This is a genomic window from Bacteroidota bacterium (assembly GCA_008933805.1).
Taxonomy (GTDB): domain Bacteria; phylum Bacteroidota; class Bacteroidia; order UBA8524; family UBA8524; genus SB11.
The window spans coordinates 221801-244054 of sequence record WBUH01000001.1 but is presented as its reverse complement, the minus strand read 5'-3'; the positions used below and the strand labels follow the sequence as shown (position 1 = coordinate 244054).

The following is a 22254-nucleotide window of genomic DNA, read 5'->3' as shown; positions in this document are numbered from 1 at the left end:
GCCTTTAGCCGTTGGCTAAACCGAATTATTCCATTCCTTCACGCTTCAAGCCAAACTTCTCAATCTTGTTGTACAAGTGGCTGCGTTGTATATCTATTTCGCTGGCGGTTTTGGCAATGTTCCAGTTGTTCTTTTTCAGTTTTTCTTCGATAAAGCATTTTTCTGCATAATCTTTAAAATCCTGAAAACGATCGAACTTCTCGTACATCGATTTGCCGCTACCGGCCCTGCCGGGATTAGCATAGTTCACCACGTCCTGGTCGGTAATTTTTGTATCGCTCAAAATCACCAAACGCTCTACCACGTTGCGCAATTCGCGGATGTTACCCGTCCACTCGATAGCCTTCAATGCTTCAAGCCCTTGCGGGGTAAATGTTTTGCGCGATAAACCGCTGTCTTCACAAATTTCTTTCAAAAACTTCTCGGCAATCAACGGAATATCGTCCAAACGCTCATTTAGCGTGGGAACGTGTATTAATATTACGCTCAAACGGTGATATAAATCCAAACGGAAATTACCAAAGTCTATTTCTTTTAGTAAATCCTTATTGGTTGCCGCAATTACGCGCACATTTACATCTATTTCTTTATCACCGCCTACACGGGCTATTTTACCTTCTTGCAAGGCACGCAACACTTTTGCTTGGGCTGATAGACTCATATCACCTATTTCATCCAAGAATAATGTGCCGCCGTTGGCTTGTTCAAACTTACCGATGCGCTGTTTTACAGCCGATGTAAACGAGCCTTTTTCGTGCCCGAATAATTCGCTTTCTATCAACTCTGAAGGAATGGCAGCACAGTTCACCTCTACCAATGGGGCACCGGCACGGTTACTTTTTTCGTGTATCCAGCGGGCCACCAATTCTTTACCCGTTCCGTTTTCTCCTGTAATCAGTACACGGGCTTCGGTAGGAGCAACTTTTTCTATTGTTTCAAGAATTGATTTAATGGCGGGCGATTCGCCTATTATCTCGCGGGTTTTGGTTACCCTGCGTTTTAGTATTTTGGTTTCAACCACCAATTTGTTTTTATCAGCCGCGTTGCGGATGGTAATTAACAAACGGTTCAAATCGGGTGGTTTTTGTAAAAAATCGTATGCACCTTTTTTGGTAGCTTCTACGGCAGTTTCAATAGTGCCGTGGCCGCTTATCATTATAAAAGGAACATCGGGGGCAAGTTCTGCTGCTTTGCTCAAAACTTCCATACCGTCCATTTTGGGCATTTTAATATCGCACAGCACTACGTCAAAATCCTGATTCTCTAATTTTTCAAGCCCCGCCTGTCCGTCGGCGGCTTCATCAACTTTATACCCTTCGTACTCAAGAATTTCTTTCAGGGTATTCCGTATGCTCTTCTCGTCGTCAATAATCAGGATGTTTGCCATATTAAACTGCCTAAGTGTATAATTTATTAAACAAAGGTATCAAACTTTGGGTAAAATTTTGAAAAAGTCAATACACAATTACCAAATGTGGATAACGAGTAGCTTACATGGGGATTTCCATCGATTTTGATAGTAAAAAAATGGCAGAAGAGTAAGCCGGGTTTTGTTCATCCCGATATTTCGAGACTGCTCATCATTTATCTAGGCAAGCCGTTGCCGACCTGCTCGTGCAACCTACCCTTCCCGACAACCCGCCTTGCGGCAAGTTATGGCGCGGGCCGCGCTTTGTCCTGATACATCAGGACGCCGGGGTTTATTTGGTCTTACAACCCATGAGGTTTACCCCGCCCCAGTGTCGCCACGGGGCTCGTAGGCTCTTACCCTGCGTTTTCACCCTTTCCCCATCCCGACACGTCAGGGCGAGGTGGTTATTTTCTGTGGCACTGTCTGTACGTTGCCGCACCTTGCCGTTAGCAAGCATGGTACCCTGTGTTGCCCGGACTTTCCTCCCCGATTACTCGAGGCGATGAACCTTTCTGCCATTGCAAAGGTATTGATATTTTTAGTGGGACGCACGGGACAGCGGGACAGTTTTCTCAAACGCACTAAAACAAAGGATGTCGCATGGTTTTACTTTATGATTTTTTGCTGGGACAGTTTGGGACAATAACCCAAAAGTAATTAGCCATTTACTAATTGAAAATCACTTTCACCGTGCCTTAATTTTTACCTTATACCTGCCAAAAGCTTATTTCCAGTGCTGCAAATCAACGGTGGCACTAAAGTATATCAGCCTGCCAATTTTAGGACCGCCATACACTTGTATCACTTTGTTATTAAGTACGTTGTTTGCTCCCAATTTAAAGGTGGTATAAATTCTTGATACTACGTAGTTGGCCTGCACATCCACCATATCATACGTAGGCACATCGCCTGTAAACTGCGGCGAGCCTTCAAACCTAAAGCCTTGCACCCAACGGTAGTTAATACCGTAGCCCCAGTTTCGGATACGCAAACTGCCTATTTTGCTGCTTATCTCGCGCCCGTTAACACCAATGTTAAACTTATGGGCTGGAGTGTTAAATGCAGGAATAATAGGGTCGGTGCTGCCTCGGCGATCAAGTATATTCCAGCTATAGTTCCCTACAAAATTCAGGTAGCTTTTATAAAAGTAATTGATACCCGCTGAGAAACCTGTTGTTGTAACTGCATCCTTTGAGTTGGTAGTTACACGGTAAATATCAGTACGGGTAGGGAAGTTTGTATTGGTATCAATCTCTAAGTCAACCCCAATTTTATATCCCAAAAAGTCGTTGTAAATGCTGTAATAATAACTGGCATCAATAAAGATGTTTTTATTGATAGTGGTTCTGTAACCTACCTCAGCCGACTTAACCCGTTCAGGTTTCACAGGGTCTACATCAAAATATTGCAGGTTATTGCGATTTAAAGTATTCAGATAGGTGATGTAAGAATCAGTTGTAACAAGGTTTTTATAGCCTTCAAGGTTGCCCACCAACGTTGCACGCCCTACGTTTAAGAAGAAATACTGGTCGGTAAGCGTTGGATTACGAATAGCTGATGCAAATGAAACACGAAAAACGTGCTGCTTTTCAGTATAAACAAATGAAACAGCAGGAGAAACCAAGTGTTTAAAGTTTTGATTTTTATCTACCCTAACCGTGGCATTTATCTTTAGCTTTTCTTTGGCCAGTTTCTTTTCAGCACCGGCATAAATACCGTATTCAAAATTGCTGATACGCTTGCCGTTGGTATCAGAAAATATGGTTCCTTCAGAATATGGCCGGTATAACCGTGCGCTGGCCCCTACCGTTATTTCAGCAAACTTTGGGGTAAATTTATACTCACCTTGTGTGTGGTACAAAGCCGATTTATCAAAAAACAACGACCCGCCTTCGGTAATTTTACGGCTGATGGTGGCACGCAAAGCTGAGTCGTACTGGGGTGTACCCGGCTCGTAGCGGGGAGTATTAAAGAAGTTTTTAGAATCGGCAAAATCGCTGGTTTCGTTGTGCCATTTCACAAACGAATCGCGGTAGTTGTTTTGCACAAAATCCTGCCTTCGCTGCTGCAACGTTGTATCACCTGACTGGAAAGGCGGAAATCCGGGCAATGCCCTCACCCGTTTGTCAATGTTTTGGTTCCAATAGTTAGCATAATCAATCCCCCACTTGGCGTCTTCTTTTGAGTTGTTTTGCATGATAAGTGCTGTGCGGAAAGCATCGAAAGAATTACCTGCATTTTCGTGGGTGGCATATATCCTAAAGAAGAACTTGTTCTCTTTGCGTATCTCTACCTTGTTCTGAAAAAACAAAATATCACGCAAACTAAAACGGTTATCCCCTTGATACACAGTAGTACCTGTACCAAAGTTAAACGTATAAATAGTTTCAATATCTTTTTTGAGCTTATAGTGCGCTGCCACACCCAACTTAGCGTTTTTGGTGTTGTAATCTACCAAGTCAGTTTCTTTGTAACCGGTACGATGGTAGGTACCCAAACCGGGCGAAGACACTTGTCCTGTTCCGTATGATTCATCACCGTAAATATTTACAGCATCCCATCCGCCGGGATTCCCTGTTTTTGAGCGGGATTGAGGGGTAGCCTCGTAGTTCTCGGCTTCCCAATCGCGGGCTCCCATGTAGAAAAAGTTAAACTTATAGGCAAATTTCTCTTCGCCCTTTTTGTTTTTAAATACTTGAGCAAAGCGCACTGCGGTTTCATGCAAACTGCGCTCTCCCACCTTCACCTGTGCCATAAAACCGGGGTGCTGAAAGGGGCTTTTAGTGGTCATGTTTATTACCCCGTTAAAAGCATTAGGACCATAGTATGCACCGCTGGCGCCTACTATCAAATCCACCTTTTGTATATCCAACTCACTGGCTCCCAAAAAATTACCTAATGAAAAATTGAGACCGGGTGCTTGGTTATCGCTACCGTCTATCAATTGCAGCGAACGTACAGGCGAAGTGCTGTTGAACCCGCGTGTGTTAATAATTTTGAACCCGATACTGGCCGAGGTTAAATCAACCCCTTTTAAGTGCGAAAGTCCTTCGTAAAAATTAGCAGCGGGAGTTTCTTTAATGGATAACTGATCGAGGGTTTCAACCGTTAGCGGGGCTTGCTTTTGCTTTTCGGTAATCCGCATGTCGGTTATTTCTACCTCCCCTATTGTTTGCACAACAGGCTCCAGTCGTATGGTTAGTGGCTTGTTATTTTTAACCTCAATTTCTTGAGATAAATAGCCCATAAAGCTCACCACTATAACAACGGGCAACGGCTGTTTTACCTCTAAAGTAAAGTTACCGTCAAGGTCAGAAACAACACCGGTTTTTGCCACTTTAAGTATAATAGATGCCCCTATCAAATCTTCATTAGTCTCGGCATCTTTCACTTTGCCCTTAATAAGCGTTTGGGCTTTTAGTGAAACAGAAATACAAAAAAGGGTTATTACGGTAGCAATAAACTTCATCAGCTTTGTGGGTAATTGGTTTTGTAAATATATACCAAACTGCCCAAAAAGCTAACTGTTTGTGCACCAAAATAACCCCGTGCTACTTTATCGCTTAAGTCTGTACCAAGCAATCACATCAGTTTGTGGTATTTTACCTTCAAAACCTAATGCACGCAGCCTATCAACCACCTGCCCTCTGTGGTAGCCGCTGTGGTTAGTTATATGCAACAAAATCTCATAAATAGGCTGTTCAAAGGGTTTGCCCTGCAAGTTGGTGTACGACAATATTTCTTCTAAATAAGCGTCGGTCTTATCATCCAACAGCCGAGTGTAGTTTTCGCTGCTCACTAAAATTGCCTTGCGCAACACATCGTAATCCCCTTCAAAACTTTTTGAGGGCATAGGAGCATTTGCATTGCCCGTAAGGCGGTTGTACCATACCGTTTGCGCATCCCATATATGCGTATATATTGCTTTTATGCTGTTATAACTTCCTTTTGCTTCGGCTGCAAATAAATCTTCGGGTATTGTCTCCAGCAATAATCCATTTGCCCAATGATTTGCCTCGTGTAATTCTTTTAAAACGTTTATTGTTTTCATACAAGAACAATATTTATGTAATTATTACGCAAATATACAACACCTACTATCAGCCGCAATGCTTTGGCTAAGATTTTTGCGTTAAAATCACGCAAAATATTCTTTTGCTCTAATAAACAAGCAGTTAATTTTACAAACTCTCAGTTGCTAGGAGATGTACACTTTAAGTTAAGTTTTCGACGAACGAAATACGTTTACACAATAAAGCAGCGTTTATGTGCTTGTAACAGTCTCTTAGTAAAGAATATTGCATCATACAACTATTATAAACGCATCCAACCTCAAACCTAATTAATACGTCAATAGTAAATATGAGAGTTAAACTAGCACTTATTGCATTCCTTATAATCTCAGCACAGGCGATTGCCCAAACTGATGAAGAGCAGAAGCCTACACACCAAATAGGTGTAAATGCTTCACTTTTTATCAAACAATTCTTATCGTTTAACAACACAATAGCAGGAATCAGCCCTTATTTAGTAACCTATAAATACATCGATGACAATCAAGGCTGGCGTATAGGCTTAGGCGGTAGTAATACAAAAACAAAAAACAACACAAACAGCCCTACGGGTTTAAGCTCCAACTCAAACATGACTATCGATACCCGCTTGGGATACGAATGGCAAAAGGGCCTTGATAAACATTGGCTGCTATACTTCGGTGTTGATGCGGTGTATTCATACTCAAAATCGCGTTTTACAAGCTCCGTACTTGGAGGAGGCTTCCCTCAAAAGCAAGAAGAAATGATTTCAAGCATTGAAGGCTTTTCTGCCGGCGGCGGACCTATTTTAGGGATTGAGTTTAAAATAAACAAGCGAATAAGCCTGAACGCTGAAACTACAGCTTATGTAACTTATGGAGAGAACCGCAGGCGTGAAATAAACACACAGTTTATAGGGTTTGAGCGGAACGAATACAGTGCCCTCTCAAGGGTGCTTGTTACAGTGCCCACGTCCATATTTTTTATCATTAACATTTAGTACAATATTTTCGACGAAATACATTGAAAAACATTGCCTTACATAAAAAATCGAGTAATTTTATACTTGCAATGCTGCAAGTAAGGGGATGTATTGCGGTACTGATTGTTTTTGCAGCAATTGTAAGCACTACAGCGCAGGACACCGCTAAACAACAGCTAAAACATCAAATAGGAATTAACTCAACTGCTTTTGTGAAAGAATTTTTGTCGTTCAATACTATTACCACTGCCGCAGATAATCCCTATCTGCTCACCTATAAATATATAATGGGTGGCAGCAATGTATTGCGCGCCGGTTTGGGTATCAAATTTCTTTCACAAAAACAATCATCAACAACAAGCGCAAACCTACCGGATTCGAGTTTGCTTAATTATTACTTGCGCATAGGTTACGAAAGGCAATTTACCTTGGCAAAACGTTTAATAGGTTATGCAGGAGGTGATATACGCTGGCAGTACGAAAAATCAGTTTCAAAAACCACTGTTACTCCTGTACCGCCTAACCAAGTATCCTCTATAACTACAAGAAACATCGCATTTGGCGGAGGCCCTGTGCTTGGAGTAGAGTTTATAATGACCCGCAGGCTTAGCTTAAGTGCTGAAGGGGCATTGTTATACTTTTACAGCGAAGAAAAAACAACAGCCGAAGACAGCCGCTATCCTTCGCTAACCACATCAGATTTCACAGCAAAAAATGACGTTGCATTTTCATTTCCCACAACTGTATATTTTATAATAAAGATATGAAAACTAACACTATCAAATGGGCATCATTATTTGCATCGGCTTTGCTATTGGCCGTTGCATGTAAACGGGAAGCTCCAAAAAATGAAGAAAGTTTTAAAGCGCCTTTGCTAGCTCAATCTGCCTTTGATTACGAATCAGGGACTACTCATGTATTTTTCTTTGACAGACAAGGAAATAGAATAACAATTAATAACGACGTAGCTGCACTGGGAAGGGTATTGTTCTATGAGAAGTTCATGTCGGTAAACAATGCGGTATCATGCGGCAGTTGCCATAAACAAGAAAACGCCTTTGCCGACCCTAACCGTTTTAGCGCGGGCTTTGCAGCCGGATTAGGAACAAGAAATGCACCGCCAATATTTAACCTTGCCGGAAGTGGTAACTTTTTTTGGGACAGCCGAGCCAACGATTTGCGTGAAATGGTGCTGATGCCAATACGCCACAATGTGGAAATGGGCATGGAAAAAATAGAAATGCTTGAGACAAAGCTAAACAAAGTGCCTTACTATGCCGAATTGTTTAACAAAGCTTTCGGTTCATCGCAAGTAACCACAAAAGGTATTAGCGAAGCGTTAACGCAGTTTATTCTTTCAATTCGTTCTGAAAACACATTGTTTGAAAAGATTGGCATTGATGCACTAAATGCACAAGAAAAACAGGGCTTTGAAGTTTTTAGCGGCCTACATTGCCAAACCTGCCATGGTCCCGCTACTGCGCCCTATTACAACAGCGCCTCGTTTAACATAGGACTTGAAAAAAATTACACAGATAAGGGAATGGGCGAACGTGTAAGTTTTCCTGAAGCTGAAGGTCTTTTTAAAGCCCCCCCTTTACGCAACCTTGCCGTAACAGCTCCTTATATGCACGACGGACGTTTTGCAACGCTTGAAGAAGTGGTTGATCATTATAATTCAGGCGTAGTAGACCATGCTAATGTGTCGCCTCAGCTAAGAATCGTTGACCCTAATAGCGGAGGCTGGGGCAATAACAACACCTCATCGCCTAAGCTTAATCAATTTGGCATGCCAACTCTTGAACTTACACCCGATGAAAAGGCCGACCTTGTGGCTTTCTTAAAAGCACTTAAGGACAACAAACTGCTTACCGACTCAAAATATTCAGACCCATTTAATTATTGATTGGGGGTAAGAGGTATTTTAATTGTATATTCGATATTGAAAACCAAATTATGAAAAACGTAACCGTAAAATTATCTGCAATGGCCGCATCGGTGATGCTTTTGGTAGCGGCCTGTAAACGCGACACACAGCGTACTGAATTACCTTACGAAAAACCTGAACTTCCGGCTACTTCATTTGATTACACCAGCAACTTGTCGGGGATTTTTACAGGTATTGAAGTTACTAATGATAAGGCTACTTTGGGTAGGGTATTGTTTTATGATAAGCACTTATCGTTTAACAATGCGGTATCCTGCGGCAGCTGTCACAAACAAGAAAAAGCTTTTGCCGACGACAAACGCTTTAGCGAAGGTTTTATTGGTGAAATTGGTGCCCGAAACACCCCTCCTATTTTTAACCTTACTTCAGGTGCCAATTTATTTTGGGATGCCCGTGCCAACAACTTATCCGACATGGTGTTGATGCCTATCAAACACCGCGAGGAAATGGGGTTAGAGGATATTAAAGTGCTTGAAAACAAACTTGCCGAAATACCTTATTACCCTGAATTGTTTAAGAGTGCTTTTGGCAGTAAAAAGATTACTGTTAACAAAATAAGCGAAGCACTGGCCAGCTTCCTGATATCAATACGCGCCAATAACTCGCCTTATGACAAGGCAATGAGGGGTACACACACGTTGAATCCTGAGCAACAACGAGGTAGTACTTTGTACTTTACCAAGTTGCATTGCCAAGAATGCCACAAAGACGCTAATAATACGTTTTCGTATATGCCTGAAGTGTTTAACATCGGCCTTGAAAGCAAGTATAAAGACGAAGGTCGTAAGGGTATTACCAACTCTTCGCAAGACGAGGGTTTCTTTAAAGCCCCACAACTTCGTAACCTTGCCTTTACTGCTCCTTATATGCACGACGGACGTTTTGCCACCCTTGAAGAAGTAGTTGAACACTACAACTCTGAAGTGGTGAACCACCCCAATGTTTCGCGCCAATTAAGCGAAGTAAAACCATTTGGAGGCTGGGGCAACAACAACGGCGGCCAAGTAGTGCGCAACAAACACGGAATGCCAACCTTGGAACTTACCGAAGATGATAAAAAAGACTTGATTGCTTTCTTAAAGGCAATGTCAGACGAGAGTATGGTAAAAGACCCCAAATTTGCTGACCCGTTTAAACAATAATTTACAGTTCCGACAACAATATTTTCAATTCAGCCACCCCTTCGGTGGCTGTTTTGTTTAGTACGGTTAGGTTTTTAACCCCGTTTACGGGTTCACCTTTAGGGTCAATCAAAAATTTAGGAATATGAGCCGGTGCATAATGCATCAAGCCCGCCGCAGGATACACCTGCAACGATGTACCGATTACCACCAATATATCGGCGCCATAGGTTATCACTGCCGCATTCTCCATCATAGGTACTTCTTCGCCAAACCACACAATGTGCGGACGAAGTTGCGCACCGTCCTCGGCAGTATCGCCCATTTTAAGTTCCCAACCGTCAAGGGTGTACACCAACTCCTCGTCCATAATGCTGCGCACTTTCTTTAATTCACCGTGCAAATGGATAATATTGGTTGAGCCTGCACGTTCGTGCAAGTCATCTACATTTTGTGTGATTATATGTACATCAAAATCCTGCTCCAGTTCAGCAAGCCCTATATGCCCTGCATTGGGTACTACCTCAAACAACTGTTTGCGGCGTTGGTTATAAAACTCCATCACCAGTTGCGGGTTCTTACGCCAACCGTCAATACTTGCTACTTCCATCACATCGTGGTTTTCCCACAAACCGTCGCTGTCTCTAAATGTTTTTATTCCGCTTTCGGCACTCATACCCGCGCCGGTAAGCACTACCAGTTTCTTTTTCATTTCTGCTTTTTACGCATTTCTTCCATCAATTCAATTTGTATTTGCTGTATCTCCAACAGCTTTTGCCATTGATTTGTAATCAAGTGGTCCATCTTTTCGTGCAATATCTTTATCTCAATCTCGGCCTTCATGTTTATTTTAAAATCGTTTTCGGCACGCATACGGTCGCGCTCCTCCATACGGTTTTGGCTCATCATTATCACCGGAGCTTGTATGGCTGCCAAACAAGACAAAATAAGGTTTAACAATATAAACGGATAAGGATCGAAGGCATCTTGTGTGAGCAAAAAAATATTAATAGCTATCCACAGCAATATAAAGCCGCCAAAAATGCTGATAAACTTCCAACTACCGCCAAAGCTGGCAATTCTATCGGCTAGTTTATCCCAATAGGTTAGTTGTCGGTCGTACTCATCGTATAGCTTCTGCACATACAACTCTTCCTTTTTAAGATTGTCCAGTATCTCCTCTTCAAACTGGTTTAATGATTCCCCCTCGCCCTTCAACAATTGGGCAATGTATTTAGAACGGTAGGCGTTTAAGTCATCCGCACAAATAAAATCACCTTGACCAAAGCTGGGAAAATCAGCACAGATAAGGTTTGTTAAGTTATTTCTGACTAAAAAATAAGGGTGTAACTGTGATACAGGGTATTGCTTTTTGCAAACAACACAGGTGCCATGTTGAGTAGTTGGCATAACGATTAAATTAATACCCTATAAAGGTAGCGATTTACAAGGAAGCCAAACGAAAATAACACAGAAACAGTAACGCAGTAGCAGCAACTATACGCTGCCTACATCCTTTCGGGGGCTTTGATACCCAGCAAGCGCAAGCCCTGTTTTAACACACGGCCGGTGGCTTGGGTAAGCAACACACGGAACGATTTAAGCACTGCATCAGGTTCTTTGTTCACGGGTGAATCGTGGTAGAAACGGTTATATAATTTTGCTAACTCGTAGGTATAAGAAGCAATTAGGGCTGGGTTATAATCGCGGCCTGCATCTTCCACCGCTTTGGGGAATTGAGCCAACCACACAATCATATCCCGCTCGTGGGGCAATATAGTAGCGGGCATATCAGTACCCGTTTTGAATCCGCTCTCCTCGATATTCTTTAACAACGAGCAAATACGGGCATGGGTGTATTGTATAAAAGGCCCTGTATTTCCTGCAAAATCAATACTTTCTTTAGGGTCGAAAAGTAAGCGTTTCACAGGGTCAACACGCAATAAGAAATATTTCAGCGCTCCTAATCCCAAAGTTTCAAACAACTCAGTTTGTTCCTCTGCATTAAAGCCTTCTATCTTGCCCAACTCCATCGTAAGCTCGCGGGCGGTGCTGTGCATTTCGTCCATCAAATCGTCAGCATCTACTACCGTACCCTCGCGCGATTTCATTTTACCGCTGGGCAAATCCACCATCCCGTAACTCAAATGAAACAAGCCGTCGGCATAGCTTTTACCCATCTTTTTAAGGATAGAGAACAACACCTTAAAATGGTAATCCTGCTCATTGCCCACCACATATACTGATTTATCGCAGCCGTATTCTTCGTACTTTTTATCGGCAGTACCCAAATCTTGTGTCATGTACACCGAAGTACCGTCCCTACGCAACAGTAGCTTTTTATCCAAATTCTCGGCGGTAAGGTCAATCCACACACTGCTATCTTCTTGGCGGTAAAACACGCCTTTGTCTAAACCTTCCTGTACTATTTCTTTGCCCAGCAAATAGGTTTGGCTTTCGTAATAAAACTTATTAAAGCTAACTCCCAACCGCTTGTAGGTGGCATCAAACCCTTCATACACCCAACCATTCATGGTTTTCCAAAGGTTCATCACCTCCTCATCCCCTGCCTCCCACTTGCGCAGCATTTCTTGGGCTTCTAAAATCAAAGGTGCTGTTTTTTCAGCCTCTTCTTCCTTCTTGCCCGAAGCTCTTAATTCGTTTATTTCAGCCTTGTAGTGCTTATCAAACTCCACATAATACTTGCCCACCAAATGGTCACCTTTCAGGCCGCTGCTTTGTGGGGTTTCGCCGTTGCCAAACTTTTGCCATGCCAGCATACTTTTGCAAATGTGTATGCCACGGTCGTTTATCAGGTTGGCTTTCACCACCTCGTAGCCGTTAAATTCTAATATCTGGCTCACGCTATAACCCAACAGGTTATTACGTATGTGGCCTAAATGCAGGGGTTTGTTGGTATTGGGCGATGAATACTCAACCATCACCTTATGACCTTTGCCCGCAGTGGTGCGACCAAAATCAGCATTGGGAACCACCGTGCTGTAAAATGTGTTTAACCAGTAGCTTTGACTGATTACAAGGTTCAAAAAGCCTTTTACTACGTTAAAGTCACCCACTTCAGCACAATTTCCCTTCAAAAAACCACCAATATCAGTAGCGGTTTGTTCAGGATTCTTTTTGCTGGTTCGCAAGTAAGGAAACACCACAAAGGTGTAATCGCCCTCAAAATCGGCGTTGGTGGTTTCCAACTTTATACTTGCCACTTCAACGGCTGCGCCGTAAAGGGCTTCAATGGCTTTTGAAATGTTTTGCTGTAATACGTGCTCAATACTCATGGCTGCTGCAAAGATATTGAGCAAGGCGGGACGATGGGGATTTTTTTGATGTTTTATAATGAAAAAGGGCAGAGACCATTAAGTCGGTCTCTGCCCTTAGGCATTTTAATATGTTTCTAAACTGATTTAGATAATATCTATATCATATTCACAGCCCGAAGGAAGAAGAGGTGTTACAGTTGTTGTGACTGTTTTAGGGCTAAAACCACTACAAATGGTACAGGGACTACTTGATGGCGGGCATATCGGGTGATTCCCTGAACATGGGTTGCCTGGAAAAGGTATTGTAGGATAAAAAATGTTTCCTGACAGCATTGCACAAGTGGCACTCGGCATAGGGATAACAACCGGTGTGTTTGCGGGCACAAGAACTGCACCTGTATTTTGACCGCACTGGTCGTAGATAGTTACATACATATCGTATGCGGTACGATTATGCACTCTGGCATTTGCACATTGGGCACTAACAGTTGTGCTGGCGGCAATAAATCCTAACAGGATTACAAAGAATAAGATAGTTTTTTTCATGATAGATAGATTAATAGTGTAACCAAATGTAAACCAATCAGTTCTTTATAAAAAGATATTATCGACGAAGGTCAATCTAGAAGAATAAAAGTTGAATCGCTGAATTTTTAAAATGACTGAACTACTTAAACGGCGAGTCTTTCTCCTTAGCCACACTATTATACACCATTCCATCTATGTACGACGGAAAGAAGCGGTTGAGCCAAACGGTAAGTTTGCCCAATGGTGTAAGTACGAGATACTTTTTGCGCTTTCGGGTGGCACGGGCAATGTGCGCGGCTACCTCTTCGGCACTCATTAGCTTGCTTTCGTCAAAGGGGCTTTCGCCTTGCGCTTTGCCGTCTTTATTTAAGCCCACATTGCGTATGTTGCTGGCCGTGTAACCCGGGCAGGCTATCAGGACGTGCAAGCCGGTTTTGTGGTTTTCTATACGCAGCGACTCTAAAAAGCCCTGCATGGCAAATTTTGAGGCTGAATATCCCGTGCGTCCGGGTAATCCCTTAAACCCTGCTATCGATGATACTCCAATCACACTGCCTTTGGTTTTAAGTAAGTGCGGCAAGGCAAATTTTGTACAATACACTGTGCCCCAAAAATTAATGTCCATCAGGCGGCGTATTACATCCAACTCAGCATCGTTAAACAAGGCGCGCATGGTTATCCCCGCATTGTTTACAAGCACATCCACCTTACCAAAAGCGGCCACCGTTTCATCTATCAACCGTTTACAATCGGCCTCAACCGAAACATCGGCTTGTACAACCAGATATTGGTTTTTTAGTCGGCTTGCTACTTCTTGTAATTTATCGGCATTGCGTGCAGCCAGCACTACCTTTGCTCCCTGAGCATCAAACTCAAGCGCACAAGCAGCACCAATACCCGACGAAGCACCGGTAATAATTACTACTTTGTTTGTGAAACCGTTGGAGTTCAGTTGAATTGTTATTAGCTATTTGCTTTTGGCCTTTAGCAAAACACTAATTGCCAAAGGCTAACAGCAAGTTAAGATTTCATTTTTGCGTATTCAGGCTCGTTGCCGGGCTTCCAAATAATGGGCTCGCCAAATGTAACGGGCACTTCAGGAAAATCAACATCAATACCGTCAAGGCAATACTCAACAGCATCTTCAAGATATGCTTGGGTTACTACGGTTTCGTTTTCCCAAGCATCATCAATAGCCCCCTTATACACTAGTTCGCGTTTAGAGTTGAACAGAAATACTTCAGGATTGTAACTGGCACCGAAGGTTTTGGCCACCTCTTGCGTGTCATCTTTTACATATAAAAAATTACGCTCATGCAATTTGTAGTGGTAGGCCGCTTTCACCATCATTTCCATGGTGTCTTCGGGCGATTGGCTATCATCGTTGCTGTTAATACCAATAATAGCAAAGTTGTCTTCCTCGTATTGGTCAAACAGCTTAATCAAACGCTCGCTGTATGCCTGTGAGTACTTGTTGCTATTACAAGTAAAAATAATTGCCAATGCATATTTATCGGCATACTCGTAATTGTTTCTCATTTTGCCCCAAACGCCCAATAGATTAAAGTCGGGCATTTTATCACCAATTTGCAGCATGTGTATTGAATTTAGTTGACCTTTGCAAATATCTTGTTTTATAGGATAAATATAGAGAAACAAGCAAAAAAAGATGAAGCTGACTGTAGTTGACAACAAGTTTACCGAGCGGATGTTTATTGAGGCAGGCAAGGTGCCTTACAAAAACGACCCTAATTGGATATGCCCGTTAGACGTTGATATTGAGAGGGTTTTTGACCCTAAAGTAAATGCTTATTTTGCCGACGGTGATGCCCGCAGGTGGGTGTTAGAAAATAATAACGGGCAACTTATTGGCCGAGTGGCCGCCTTTTACACAAGAAACTCCCTTACCGATGGCAAACGAATAGGCGGAATGGGATTTTTTGAGTGCATTTATGATGTGCACGCCGCGCAGGCTCTTTTTGATGCTTGCAAAAAATGGCTGCAACAAGAGGGTGTTGAGGGAATGGATGGCCCGATTAACTTTGGAGAACGTGATAAGTTTTGGGGCCTGATGGTTGAAGGATTTAAAAACCCCAGCTATCAGGAAAACTACAACCCGCATTACTACCAAGCACTGTTTGAAAACTACGGCTTTAAAAAAATTATAGAACAAAGTACCAGCGACCTTGAACGGGGAGCCTTTAATTTTGAGCGCTTTAACAAATTGGGAAGCCGCATTCTTGGTAACCCCAAATACACTTTTGAGCATTTTAAGAAAAAAGACAAAGAGCGTTTTGCTGCCGATTTTATGCACATATATAACCTTGCATGGCAGCACCACGAAGGTTTTTCACCGCTTACCTTAGAACGTACCCGCCAACTGATTGAGGAATTTATGCCCATTGTGGTTGAAGATATTATTTGGTTTGCCTATGCTGACGGAGAGCCTGCAGCTTTTTATGTGAACCTGATTGATGTAAACCAGATTTTTAAACACCTTAACGGCAAGTTTAATCTTTGGGCCAAGCTAAAGTTTATGTACTACCTAAAAACGCAAAAGATAAACCGCGTAAGAGGTATAGCATACGGTATTATACCCAAGTACCATAACTTGGGACTGGACACAGGTATGATTATGAAGTTTTACGATGCAATACAAAACCACCCCGAGGTAACTAATGTTGAGATGGCATGGATTGGTGATTTCAATCCAAAAATGCATAGTATGCTCCATAGTTTGGGGGCAACACGAACTAAAGTACATTACACCTACAGAATAATGTTTTGATTTTGAGGAAATAAGAAATTTTTTCACACAATAAGTTGCATTCTAACATCAAAAACCTATCTTTGCAGTCCTTTTAAGAAAAACGGATACGATTCCGTAGCTCAGCTGGTAGAGCGGTACACTTTTAATGTATAGGTCCTGGGTTCGAGTCCCAGCGGGATCACAAAAAAAAGGAAAGTAAACCCTTCAGAATTTCTGAAGGGTTTTTTATTTTACTGCCTTCTGCAATCCCCAAAAAAACTAAAACAGAATTAGCTCGTAAAATATTCACACAAAGTTTTTTAAGTATATTTGGGTAACTAATCAACTTATATGGATCAAGAGCAACACCTTAGGGTATTATTCAAAGCTATTCTTGATAATATGACGGACAGTATTGTGCTTATCAATACTCACCATAAAGTTGTGTGTTTTAACAACATCATTAAAGACAATCTAAAACTATACTTCGGAAAAGAACTGAACGAAGGTGACGATTACAGGTATTTTGTTATCGAGCCGCTAAAGCCTCTTTACCTTGAGTCTTTTGAAAAAGCCGTAAATGGCGAAACTATTTTAACTGAGCGGGAAACGGCTGCCGGCGATGTATCAATTTGGTTTCAATACAAAGTAAACCCGGTGTATGATGAAAACAAACAATTGCTGGGCATTGCACTCACCGCAACTAATATTGACGATGCCAAACGTAAGGCTATTGCATTAGAAGAAACAAGGCATGAAATTGAAAGAAAAAACCTTGCGCTTGAAGCCAGTGAAAACTATTTCAGAACCCTGATAGAAACCAGCTTAGATGCAATAGTACTGATGGACATGGAGGGGAAAGTGCTCTACCAAACTCCGTCAGCCGAAAAAATAAGCGGATATACATTACAAGAAATACAAAGCATTAATGGTATTGATGTGATACATCCTCAATACAGGCAGGTTGATAACGATGATTTCATCAAAAACATCAGCATACCGGGCAACATAGTTTCAAAAAAACACAAACTGAGAAGAAAGGACGGCTCTTACGTATGGATTGAAGGCACATACAGAAACCTGCTACACGATAAAAACGTGAACGCCATTGTGCTTAATTACGCCAATATTACTGAGCGTGAAACTGCAATCCATCAGCTAAAAGAACGCATTAAAGAACTTTCAACCATTTATCAGGTAAGGAACGTATTACAAGATGAGGGCATAACCACTGACGGTGTACTGCAGAAAATAGCAACATTGCTGCCCTACGGCTGGCAATACCCTGAAATTTGCGGAGCCAAAATAGTTTTTAACGGTAAAGAATATTTAAGTGCTAATTATAGCGACTCTCCCATAAAACAAACTGCGGCGATAAATTTGGATAACGGCACCGAAGGATTTATTGACGTAGTATATACCGAAGACCGTGATGGAGCCGAACCTGTTTTTTTAAATGAAGAACAGATATTGATTGAAGCTGTTGCAAACCTTATTACCATTCATTTTACAAAAACCTACAATCAGCAGCAGCTTTCAACATCCGAAGCCAACTTAAAATCACTGTTTCAAAGTACTGAAGTAGGGTACTTATTGATGGATAAGGAGTTTAATTTATTGGCCTATAACAACAGAATGCTTACGGGGTTTGCTGAAGAGACAAATATTAAACTCTCTGTTCATGGTAATTTTATTGCAATGTTGCCGCCTGAACGACGTTCTGAAGCGAGAAAAACCCTGCTACAAGTAATTAACGATAAAAAAAGTATTGAGTACGAAGCCCAATATAATTACAAAAGCGACGCGGCTTTTTATAACATCAACATCACACCGGTAATTAACAGCAACACCATTATTGGAGTGTGTTTATCAGCGTATGATATTACCAAGCTGAAAAAACTGGAAGACGAAAAGCAAAACCTGATAAAAGACCTTATACAGCGCAACAGAGATTTGGAAGAATTTACCCAAATTATGTCGCATAGTATCAGAGGGCCTTTGTCATCTATACTTGGATTAATTGATATTCTAACTGATGACTCATCATTAGAAGATGTAAAGTTTGCTGTTAACGGTCTGCGTACATCTTCAAAAAACCTTGATGTGGTAATAACAGAACTGATAAATGTTCTCAACCTAAAAGATCAGAATAATGAACCTAAAGCATTAATCGAGTTAGAATCGCTGGTAACGGATGTGAAAAAGCACATTGCACAATACATCGATAAAAGCGATGCCATAATTACTTGCCGGTTTGATAATGTGCCCACTATAACTGCAGTTAAATCTCATGTATTCAACATTTTTCAGCAGCTTATTCTTAACAGTATCAAATACAACAACACAAATTCACAACCCCTGATAGCCATCACATCAGAACACAAAGACGGAAAAACAGTAATTACCTACACGGATAATAGCGGCGGTATTGACCTTGAAAAATATAAGGACCACGTTTATAAGCTTAGTAAAAAATTTGTTTCTAACCGCGACGGAAATAATATGGGGCTGTTTATGATACAAACATTGGTTGAGATGCTAAACGGTACTTTAGACATTAAAAGCGAGCTGGGAATAGGCTCTTGCTTCACCATAGAGTTGACTCACGATTCTTAATTGCGGTTTATTTTCAATCTGTTTTAGCTAATAATTTTTATATCTTTCACCTATGAAAAAAACATTACTCATAGGCTTACTGGCAATCACAGCCTTGTTTTATAACAGCTGTAAGGAGGACGACAAAAACACAAACCCTACTCCTAATCCATCAAACAACGATACCACCGAAAAAATCCTCGAAATTAAAACAGCCTATGGCACTATGTACATGTGGCTGTATAACGAAACACCACTGCACAAGGCAAACTATTTAGCCCTTGCCGATTCAGGCTTTTTTGACAGCATTACTTTTCACCGTATTGTACCCAACTTTGTGATACAAGGCGGCGACCCAAACAGTAAAGACAGTGACCCTAATAACGACGGTACCGGTGGCCCGGGCTATAACATACCTGCCGAAATAAAAAGCTCATTAAAACATGTTTACGGTGCTGTGGGTGCTGCCCGCCAACCTGACGGTGTTAACCCGCTAAAAGAATCTAGCGGCTCACAGTTTTATATTGTTGTGAATACCGCCGGAACTTCGTTTTTGGATAATAACTATACTGTTTTCGGGCAAATAATAAGCGGTATGCCTGTAGCAACTACCATCGTAGGCAAACCAAGAAACGCCAGCGACCGCCCGCTTACTGATATTAGAATGGATGTGAATGTGGTAACAAAAACCCGCGCTCAACTTCGCACTGAGTTTAATTTTGAAGCTAAATAATACACGGCTTCACCCTAAACAAACGCATTACCTTAACCCTTATTAATAAAAATCCCCGTAGCCAAAATCCCTTCTGGCTACGGGGTTAAGGGTTGTGCGCCCTTGCAATTATCAAACCAAATGCATCTACTATATATACTATTAATCTATCACTTGGTAAATGGAGTTTTGTTAATTTCTATATTCCGTTCACACCGTCAACATACCAGCATACGGCATTATTACTGCGTGTAGCTGCTGCCAAAAATTCTCCTTGTGTAATCTTTTTCATTTCGGCGGTTACATCAATAGTACCCGGCAAATAGGAAATAATATACCGCACAGGTTCATCACGGTTCATCATCAGCACCGTACTTTGTTTGCCGCCTGTTACGTAATAAGTAATTATCTCATCGTTGCTTGCTGTTGTTTCAGTCTTCTTAAAGTACTGCAATTCCATAGTCAATAGTATTTTATTCATCCCACCCCTTTGCTATTGTTGCTTTCGCTCCTCTTTAGCCAATTGGGTATTATATCCCTTTCTGTGTTTGCCCGATAGGTTTATATTTGTATGAAGGTTTTTTCAAAAATGGAATTTATTTTCTTATTTTAAAAATTTTTCGGTAAAAAATTTCAACATTTGCTTTATGAATACATACGGAACACGCTTGGGGATTATAAAACAGGTATTGGGACTGGGCTATAAAGATTTACTTGAGCGACTAGACAATTGCGTTACCGACCGTTCGCTTAGAAACTACATCGAGAACAAAACCCAAATGACGGGCGATTTGATAACCATGGTACCCACTGCATTTCCGGAGATTGACCGCAATTGGTGGCACTTTGGTGAGGGAAACATGTTTAAAGAGCCCGACGCACTTACATCTATCGATTGGGGTACTGCCATGGTGCATGAACCTGAACCCGCTTACGGCAATGTGCCTGCTGATGATGAAACCATTACTATCCCTGCCAAAGAGTTGTTTAACTCACTGTTTAAAGATATGACAGAGGTGAACCGTTTGCTGCAAAGCCGATTGGCCTATTATGATATCTTTATCAAAAACATGGATAAGTATAAAATCTAACTATCATACCAACCTGATTGTAAACTGAGTTAAAGTCCGCGGTTGCTGTATTCTTACCCTCTTACCTTAACACTTCCTTTTTCAACCTATTATTCTGTAAAACAACATCATGCAGAATTATTACAAATAATAGACCTTGCCGTGTACCTGCTTAGCAATTAAAACACTATCATTGCGCCGGTTTTATGGTAGTAGTAGACGTTACATGCGCAATTATTGAACACGAAGGCAAAGTGCTTGCCGTGCAACGTGGCGCGCACATGTCGCTTACCTATAAATGGGAATTTCCGGGAGGAAAAGTAGAACCGGGCGAAAGCTACCACGATTGTTTGCTACGTGAACTTGAGGAAGAGTTGAACATAACCGTAGCCATATACGACGAACTTGAACCCTGCGACCAACCCTATCCTGAACGGATTATCAGATTAATACCTTTTGTGTGTGAAATGACAGGCGGCGAGTTTACACTTGTTGAACACCATGATTTTGCATGGCTTGCCCCCGAAGATTTACACACGCTTGATTGGGCACCTGCTGATTTGAAGGTTATAGAAAACTATCTTAAGTTTATTGCCATTAGGGTTAAGTAACCCTTCTTATTTAGCCACCAACTTGTAAATAGTACCCTGCTGACCTGTTAAAAAAACAGTGTTCCCCTTTTTTGTTTTTATTGCTGTGTTTAAAGGTACTTGGCTAATGGTTTTCCATGTTGCCTGTTTAAGCGTTGTAATATCAGCACCGTTACTGCCACAAGCAATTATCATGGGTTCATTATCATAGTTAAATGCTTCAACGCAACTGCGGTAGCCTGAAACATTACTTTCGGGCTTGAAAAAAGTTTCATTTTTTTTCATTACTGCAAAATAACCCAGCGTTGGTTGTGCATAGTCGCCTCCTACAACCCAAATGGTTGTATCTGGGTTTATACACAATGAAAAAATCCCCTGAGAGGGAGACGACGCTTCGTAAGGGGCTACTTTAAACTCATATTCAAACAGCTTGCTTTTACTATCAAAATCAGCTACCAATAAACCGTGCTTTGTACCCGAGGATATAGCCTGTACGAACCCTTTATTTTTATCAACTTCGTATGCACGAACACAAGTGCCGCTGGCCGCAAAGCTTGCTGTTTTCTCTGTCAAAGGTTTAAATTTAGTATCCCCCATCAATTGCCATGTTTTGCCACCATTGTTGGTATACAGGGTATAAGGTTTTCCATCAATCCAATCGCCGATACACACCCCCTCGTCTTCATTCCAAAAATCCATTGCATCTAAAAACACGGCGCTATCGTTACTTCTAAAAACCTCCGTCCAGCTTTCGCCTCCGTTATTGGTGTACAAAATCGCTGCGGGAAATCCGGCTGCCATTATCACAGCTCTGTCTTCATCAAAAGCTTCTACATCTCTAAAATCAGCTTTGGGTAATCCGTCGGGCCGCATCCATTTCCACGATGCCCCACCGTTGGTGCTTTTGCCTACATGGCCGTTGCTGCCGCTCACCCAAACTACACTATCATCCACGGGGCATAACCCACGTAAGTTGGTAGGTATTGATGAATGCAGCATTTGCAGCGAGAAATCCTGAGCAAATACAGCAAGGCTGCACATAGCCATAACAGCAGTTAAAACAACACGTTTAATCATACGCCGATAATATAACTCATAAAACCATTTGTAGTGCAAGTGTGATTGTTAAAATAATAAAGCGGTTACAATAATCCATTTAGTGTGTTCTTGCATTCAAAAATTATATTTTTGTGTTTAAGATAAGTTTACTCCTTGTCGGCAAGGTTTTTATACACA

General features: G+C 41.6%; 20 protein-coding genes, 1 tRNA gene and 1 other RNA gene. 10 read left to right on the top strand and 12 right to left on the bottom strand.

Annotated features, from left to right (window positions below):
• Positions 1–25: 25 nt before the first annotated feature.
• The 4 genes from F9K23_01235 to F9K23_01220 form a co-directional block, all read right to left on the bottom strand.
• The gene (locus F9K23_01235) at positions 26–1387 is read right to left on the bottom strand and encodes a sigma-54-dependent Fis family transcriptional regulator (GenBank protein KAB2918790.1); all 1362 of its coding nucleotides are present in this window, start codon (positions 1385–1387) and stop codon (positions 26–28) included.
• Positions 1388–1523: 136 nt separating this feature from the next.
• An RNA gene (gene rnpB, locus F9K23_01230) (RNase P RNA component class A) lies at positions 1524–1930 on the bottom strand.
• 205 nt (positions 1931–2135) lie between these two features.
• Entirely contained in the window at positions 2136–4880 is a 2745-nt protein-coding gene (locus F9K23_01225; protein KAB2918789.1) for a TonB-dependent receptor plug domain-containing protein, read from the bottom strand.
• 87 nt (positions 4881–4967) lie between these two features.
• Entirely contained in the window at positions 4968–5462 is a 495-nt protein-coding gene (locus tag F9K23_01220) for a hypothetical protein (GenBank protein KAB2918788.1), read from the bottom strand.
• Between the two features lie 311 nt (positions 5463–5773).
• Between F9K23_01220 and F9K23_01215 the strand changes: the two genes are divergently transcribed.
• The 4 genes from F9K23_01215 to F9K23_01200 are packed head-to-tail and all read left to right on the top strand — an operon-like array spanning position 5774 to position 9517.
• On the top strand, positions 5774–6445 hold the full coding sequence (locus tag F9K23_01215) for an outer membrane beta-barrel protein (GenBank protein ID KAB2918787.1): 672 nt from the start codon (positions 5774–5776) through the stop codon (positions 6443–6445).
• Positions 6446–6468: 23 nt separating this feature from the next.
• The gene (locus tag F9K23_01210; protein ID KAB2918786.1) at positions 6469–7194 is read left to right on the top strand and encodes a hypothetical protein; all 726 of its coding nucleotides are present in this window, start codon (positions 6469–6471) and stop codon (positions 7192–7194) included.
• On the top strand, positions 7191–8333 hold the full coding sequence (locus tag F9K23_01205) for a c-type cytochrome (GenBank protein KAB2918785.1): 1143 nt from the start codon (positions 7191–7193) through the stop codon (positions 8331–8333). The genes F9K23_01210 and F9K23_01205 overlap by 4 nt, the downstream gene beginning before the upstream one ends.
• A gap of 50 nt (positions 8334–8383) precedes the next feature.
• The gene (locus F9K23_01200; GenBank protein ID KAB2918784.1) at positions 8384–9517 is read left to right on the top strand and encodes a c-type cytochrome; all 1134 of its coding nucleotides are present in this window, start codon (positions 8384–8386) and stop codon (positions 9515–9517) included.
• Position 9518: 1 nt separating this feature from the next.
• Here F9K23_01200 and F9K23_01195 read toward each other — a convergent pair whose 3' ends face one another.
• From F9K23_01195 to F9K23_01170, 6 genes are all read right to left on the bottom strand, one after another.
• Complete coding sequence (locus tag F9K23_01195; GenBank protein KAB2918783.1) at positions 9519–10208, bottom strand: NAD-dependent deacylase; 690 nt, start codon at positions 10206–10208, stop codon at positions 9519–9521.
• Positions 10205–10906, bottom strand: coding sequence for a DUF1003 domain-containing protein (locus F9K23_01190; GenBank protein KAB2918782.1), 702 nt, complete (start codon positions 10904–10906; stop codon positions 10205–10207). Before F9K23_01190 ends, F9K23_01195 begins: the two co-directional genes overlap by 4 nt.
• Before the next feature lie 98 nt (positions 10907–11004).
• Complete coding sequence (locus F9K23_01185) at positions 11005–12792, bottom strand: arginine--tRNA ligase (GenBank protein ID KAB2918781.1); 1788 nt, start codon at positions 12790–12792, stop codon at positions 11005–11007.
• A gap of 126 nt (positions 12793–12918) precedes the next feature.
• Complete coding sequence (locus F9K23_01180) at positions 12919–13320, bottom strand: hypothetical protein (protein ID KAB2918780.1); 402 nt, start codon at positions 13318–13320, stop codon at positions 12919–12921.
• A 121-nt stretch (positions 13321–13441) separates the two neighbouring features.
• A complete protein-coding gene (locus tag F9K23_01175; GenBank protein KAB2918779.1) occupies positions 13442–14254 on the bottom strand; it encodes an SDR family oxidoreductase in 813 nt (270 codons plus the stop codon).
• Between the two features lie 68 nt (positions 14255–14322).
• Entirely contained in the window at positions 14323–14898 is a 576-nt protein-coding gene (locus tag F9K23_01170; GenBank protein KAB2918778.1) for a redoxin domain-containing protein, read from the bottom strand.
• A 73-nt stretch (positions 14899–14971) separates the two neighbouring features.
• On the opposite strand from F9K23_01170, the gene F9K23_01165 reads away from it, so the two are divergent.
• From F9K23_01165 to F9K23_01150, 4 genes are all read left to right on the top strand, one after another.
• Positions 14972–16090: a GNAT family N-acetyltransferase gene (locus F9K23_01165; protein ID KAB2918777.1), complete on the top strand. Its 1119-nt coding sequence runs from the start codon at positions 14972–14974 to the stop codon at positions 16088–16090.
• A 90-nt stretch (positions 16091–16180) separates the two neighbouring features.
• Positions 16181–16253 (top strand) — tRNA-Lys (locus tag F9K23_01160).
• 149 nt (positions 16254–16402) lie between these two features.
• A complete protein-coding gene (locus F9K23_01155) occupies positions 16403–18667 on the top strand; it encodes a PAS domain S-box protein (protein KAB2918776.1) in 2265 nt (754 codons plus the stop codon).
• Positions 18668–18719: 52 nt separating this feature from the next.
• The gene (locus F9K23_01150) at positions 18720–19379 is read left to right on the top strand and encodes a peptidylprolyl isomerase (protein ID KAB2918775.1); all 660 of its coding nucleotides are present in this window, start codon (positions 18720–18722) and stop codon (positions 19377–19379) included.
• A gap of 178 nt (positions 19380–19557) precedes the next feature.
• Here F9K23_01150 and F9K23_01145 read toward each other — a convergent pair whose 3' ends face one another.
• Positions 19558–19839: a hypothetical protein gene (locus F9K23_01145; protein ID KAB2918774.1), complete on the bottom strand. Its 282-nt coding sequence runs from the start codon at positions 19837–19839 to the stop codon at positions 19558–19560.
• A gap of 166 nt (positions 19840–20005) precedes the next feature.
• Here F9K23_01145 and F9K23_01140 point away from each other — a divergent pair, with 166 nt between their 5' ends.
• On the top strand, positions 20006–20449 hold the full coding sequence (locus F9K23_01140; GenBank protein ID KAB2918773.1) for a hypothetical protein: 444 nt from the start codon (positions 20006–20008) through the stop codon (positions 20447–20449).
• A gap of 185 nt (positions 20450–20634) precedes the next feature.
• Entirely contained in the window at positions 20635–21039 is a 405-nt protein-coding gene (locus F9K23_01135; GenBank protein KAB2918772.1) for a (deoxy)nucleoside triphosphate pyrophosphohydrolase, read from the top strand.
• 6 nt (positions 21040–21045) lie between these two features.
• On the opposite strand, the gene F9K23_01130 is transcribed toward F9K23_01135, so the two are convergent.
• Positions 21046–22095, bottom strand: coding sequence for a hypothetical protein (locus F9K23_01130; protein KAB2918771.1), 1050 nt, complete (start codon positions 22093–22095; stop codon positions 21046–21048).
• Between the last annotated feature and the right edge of the window lie 159 nt (positions 22096–22254).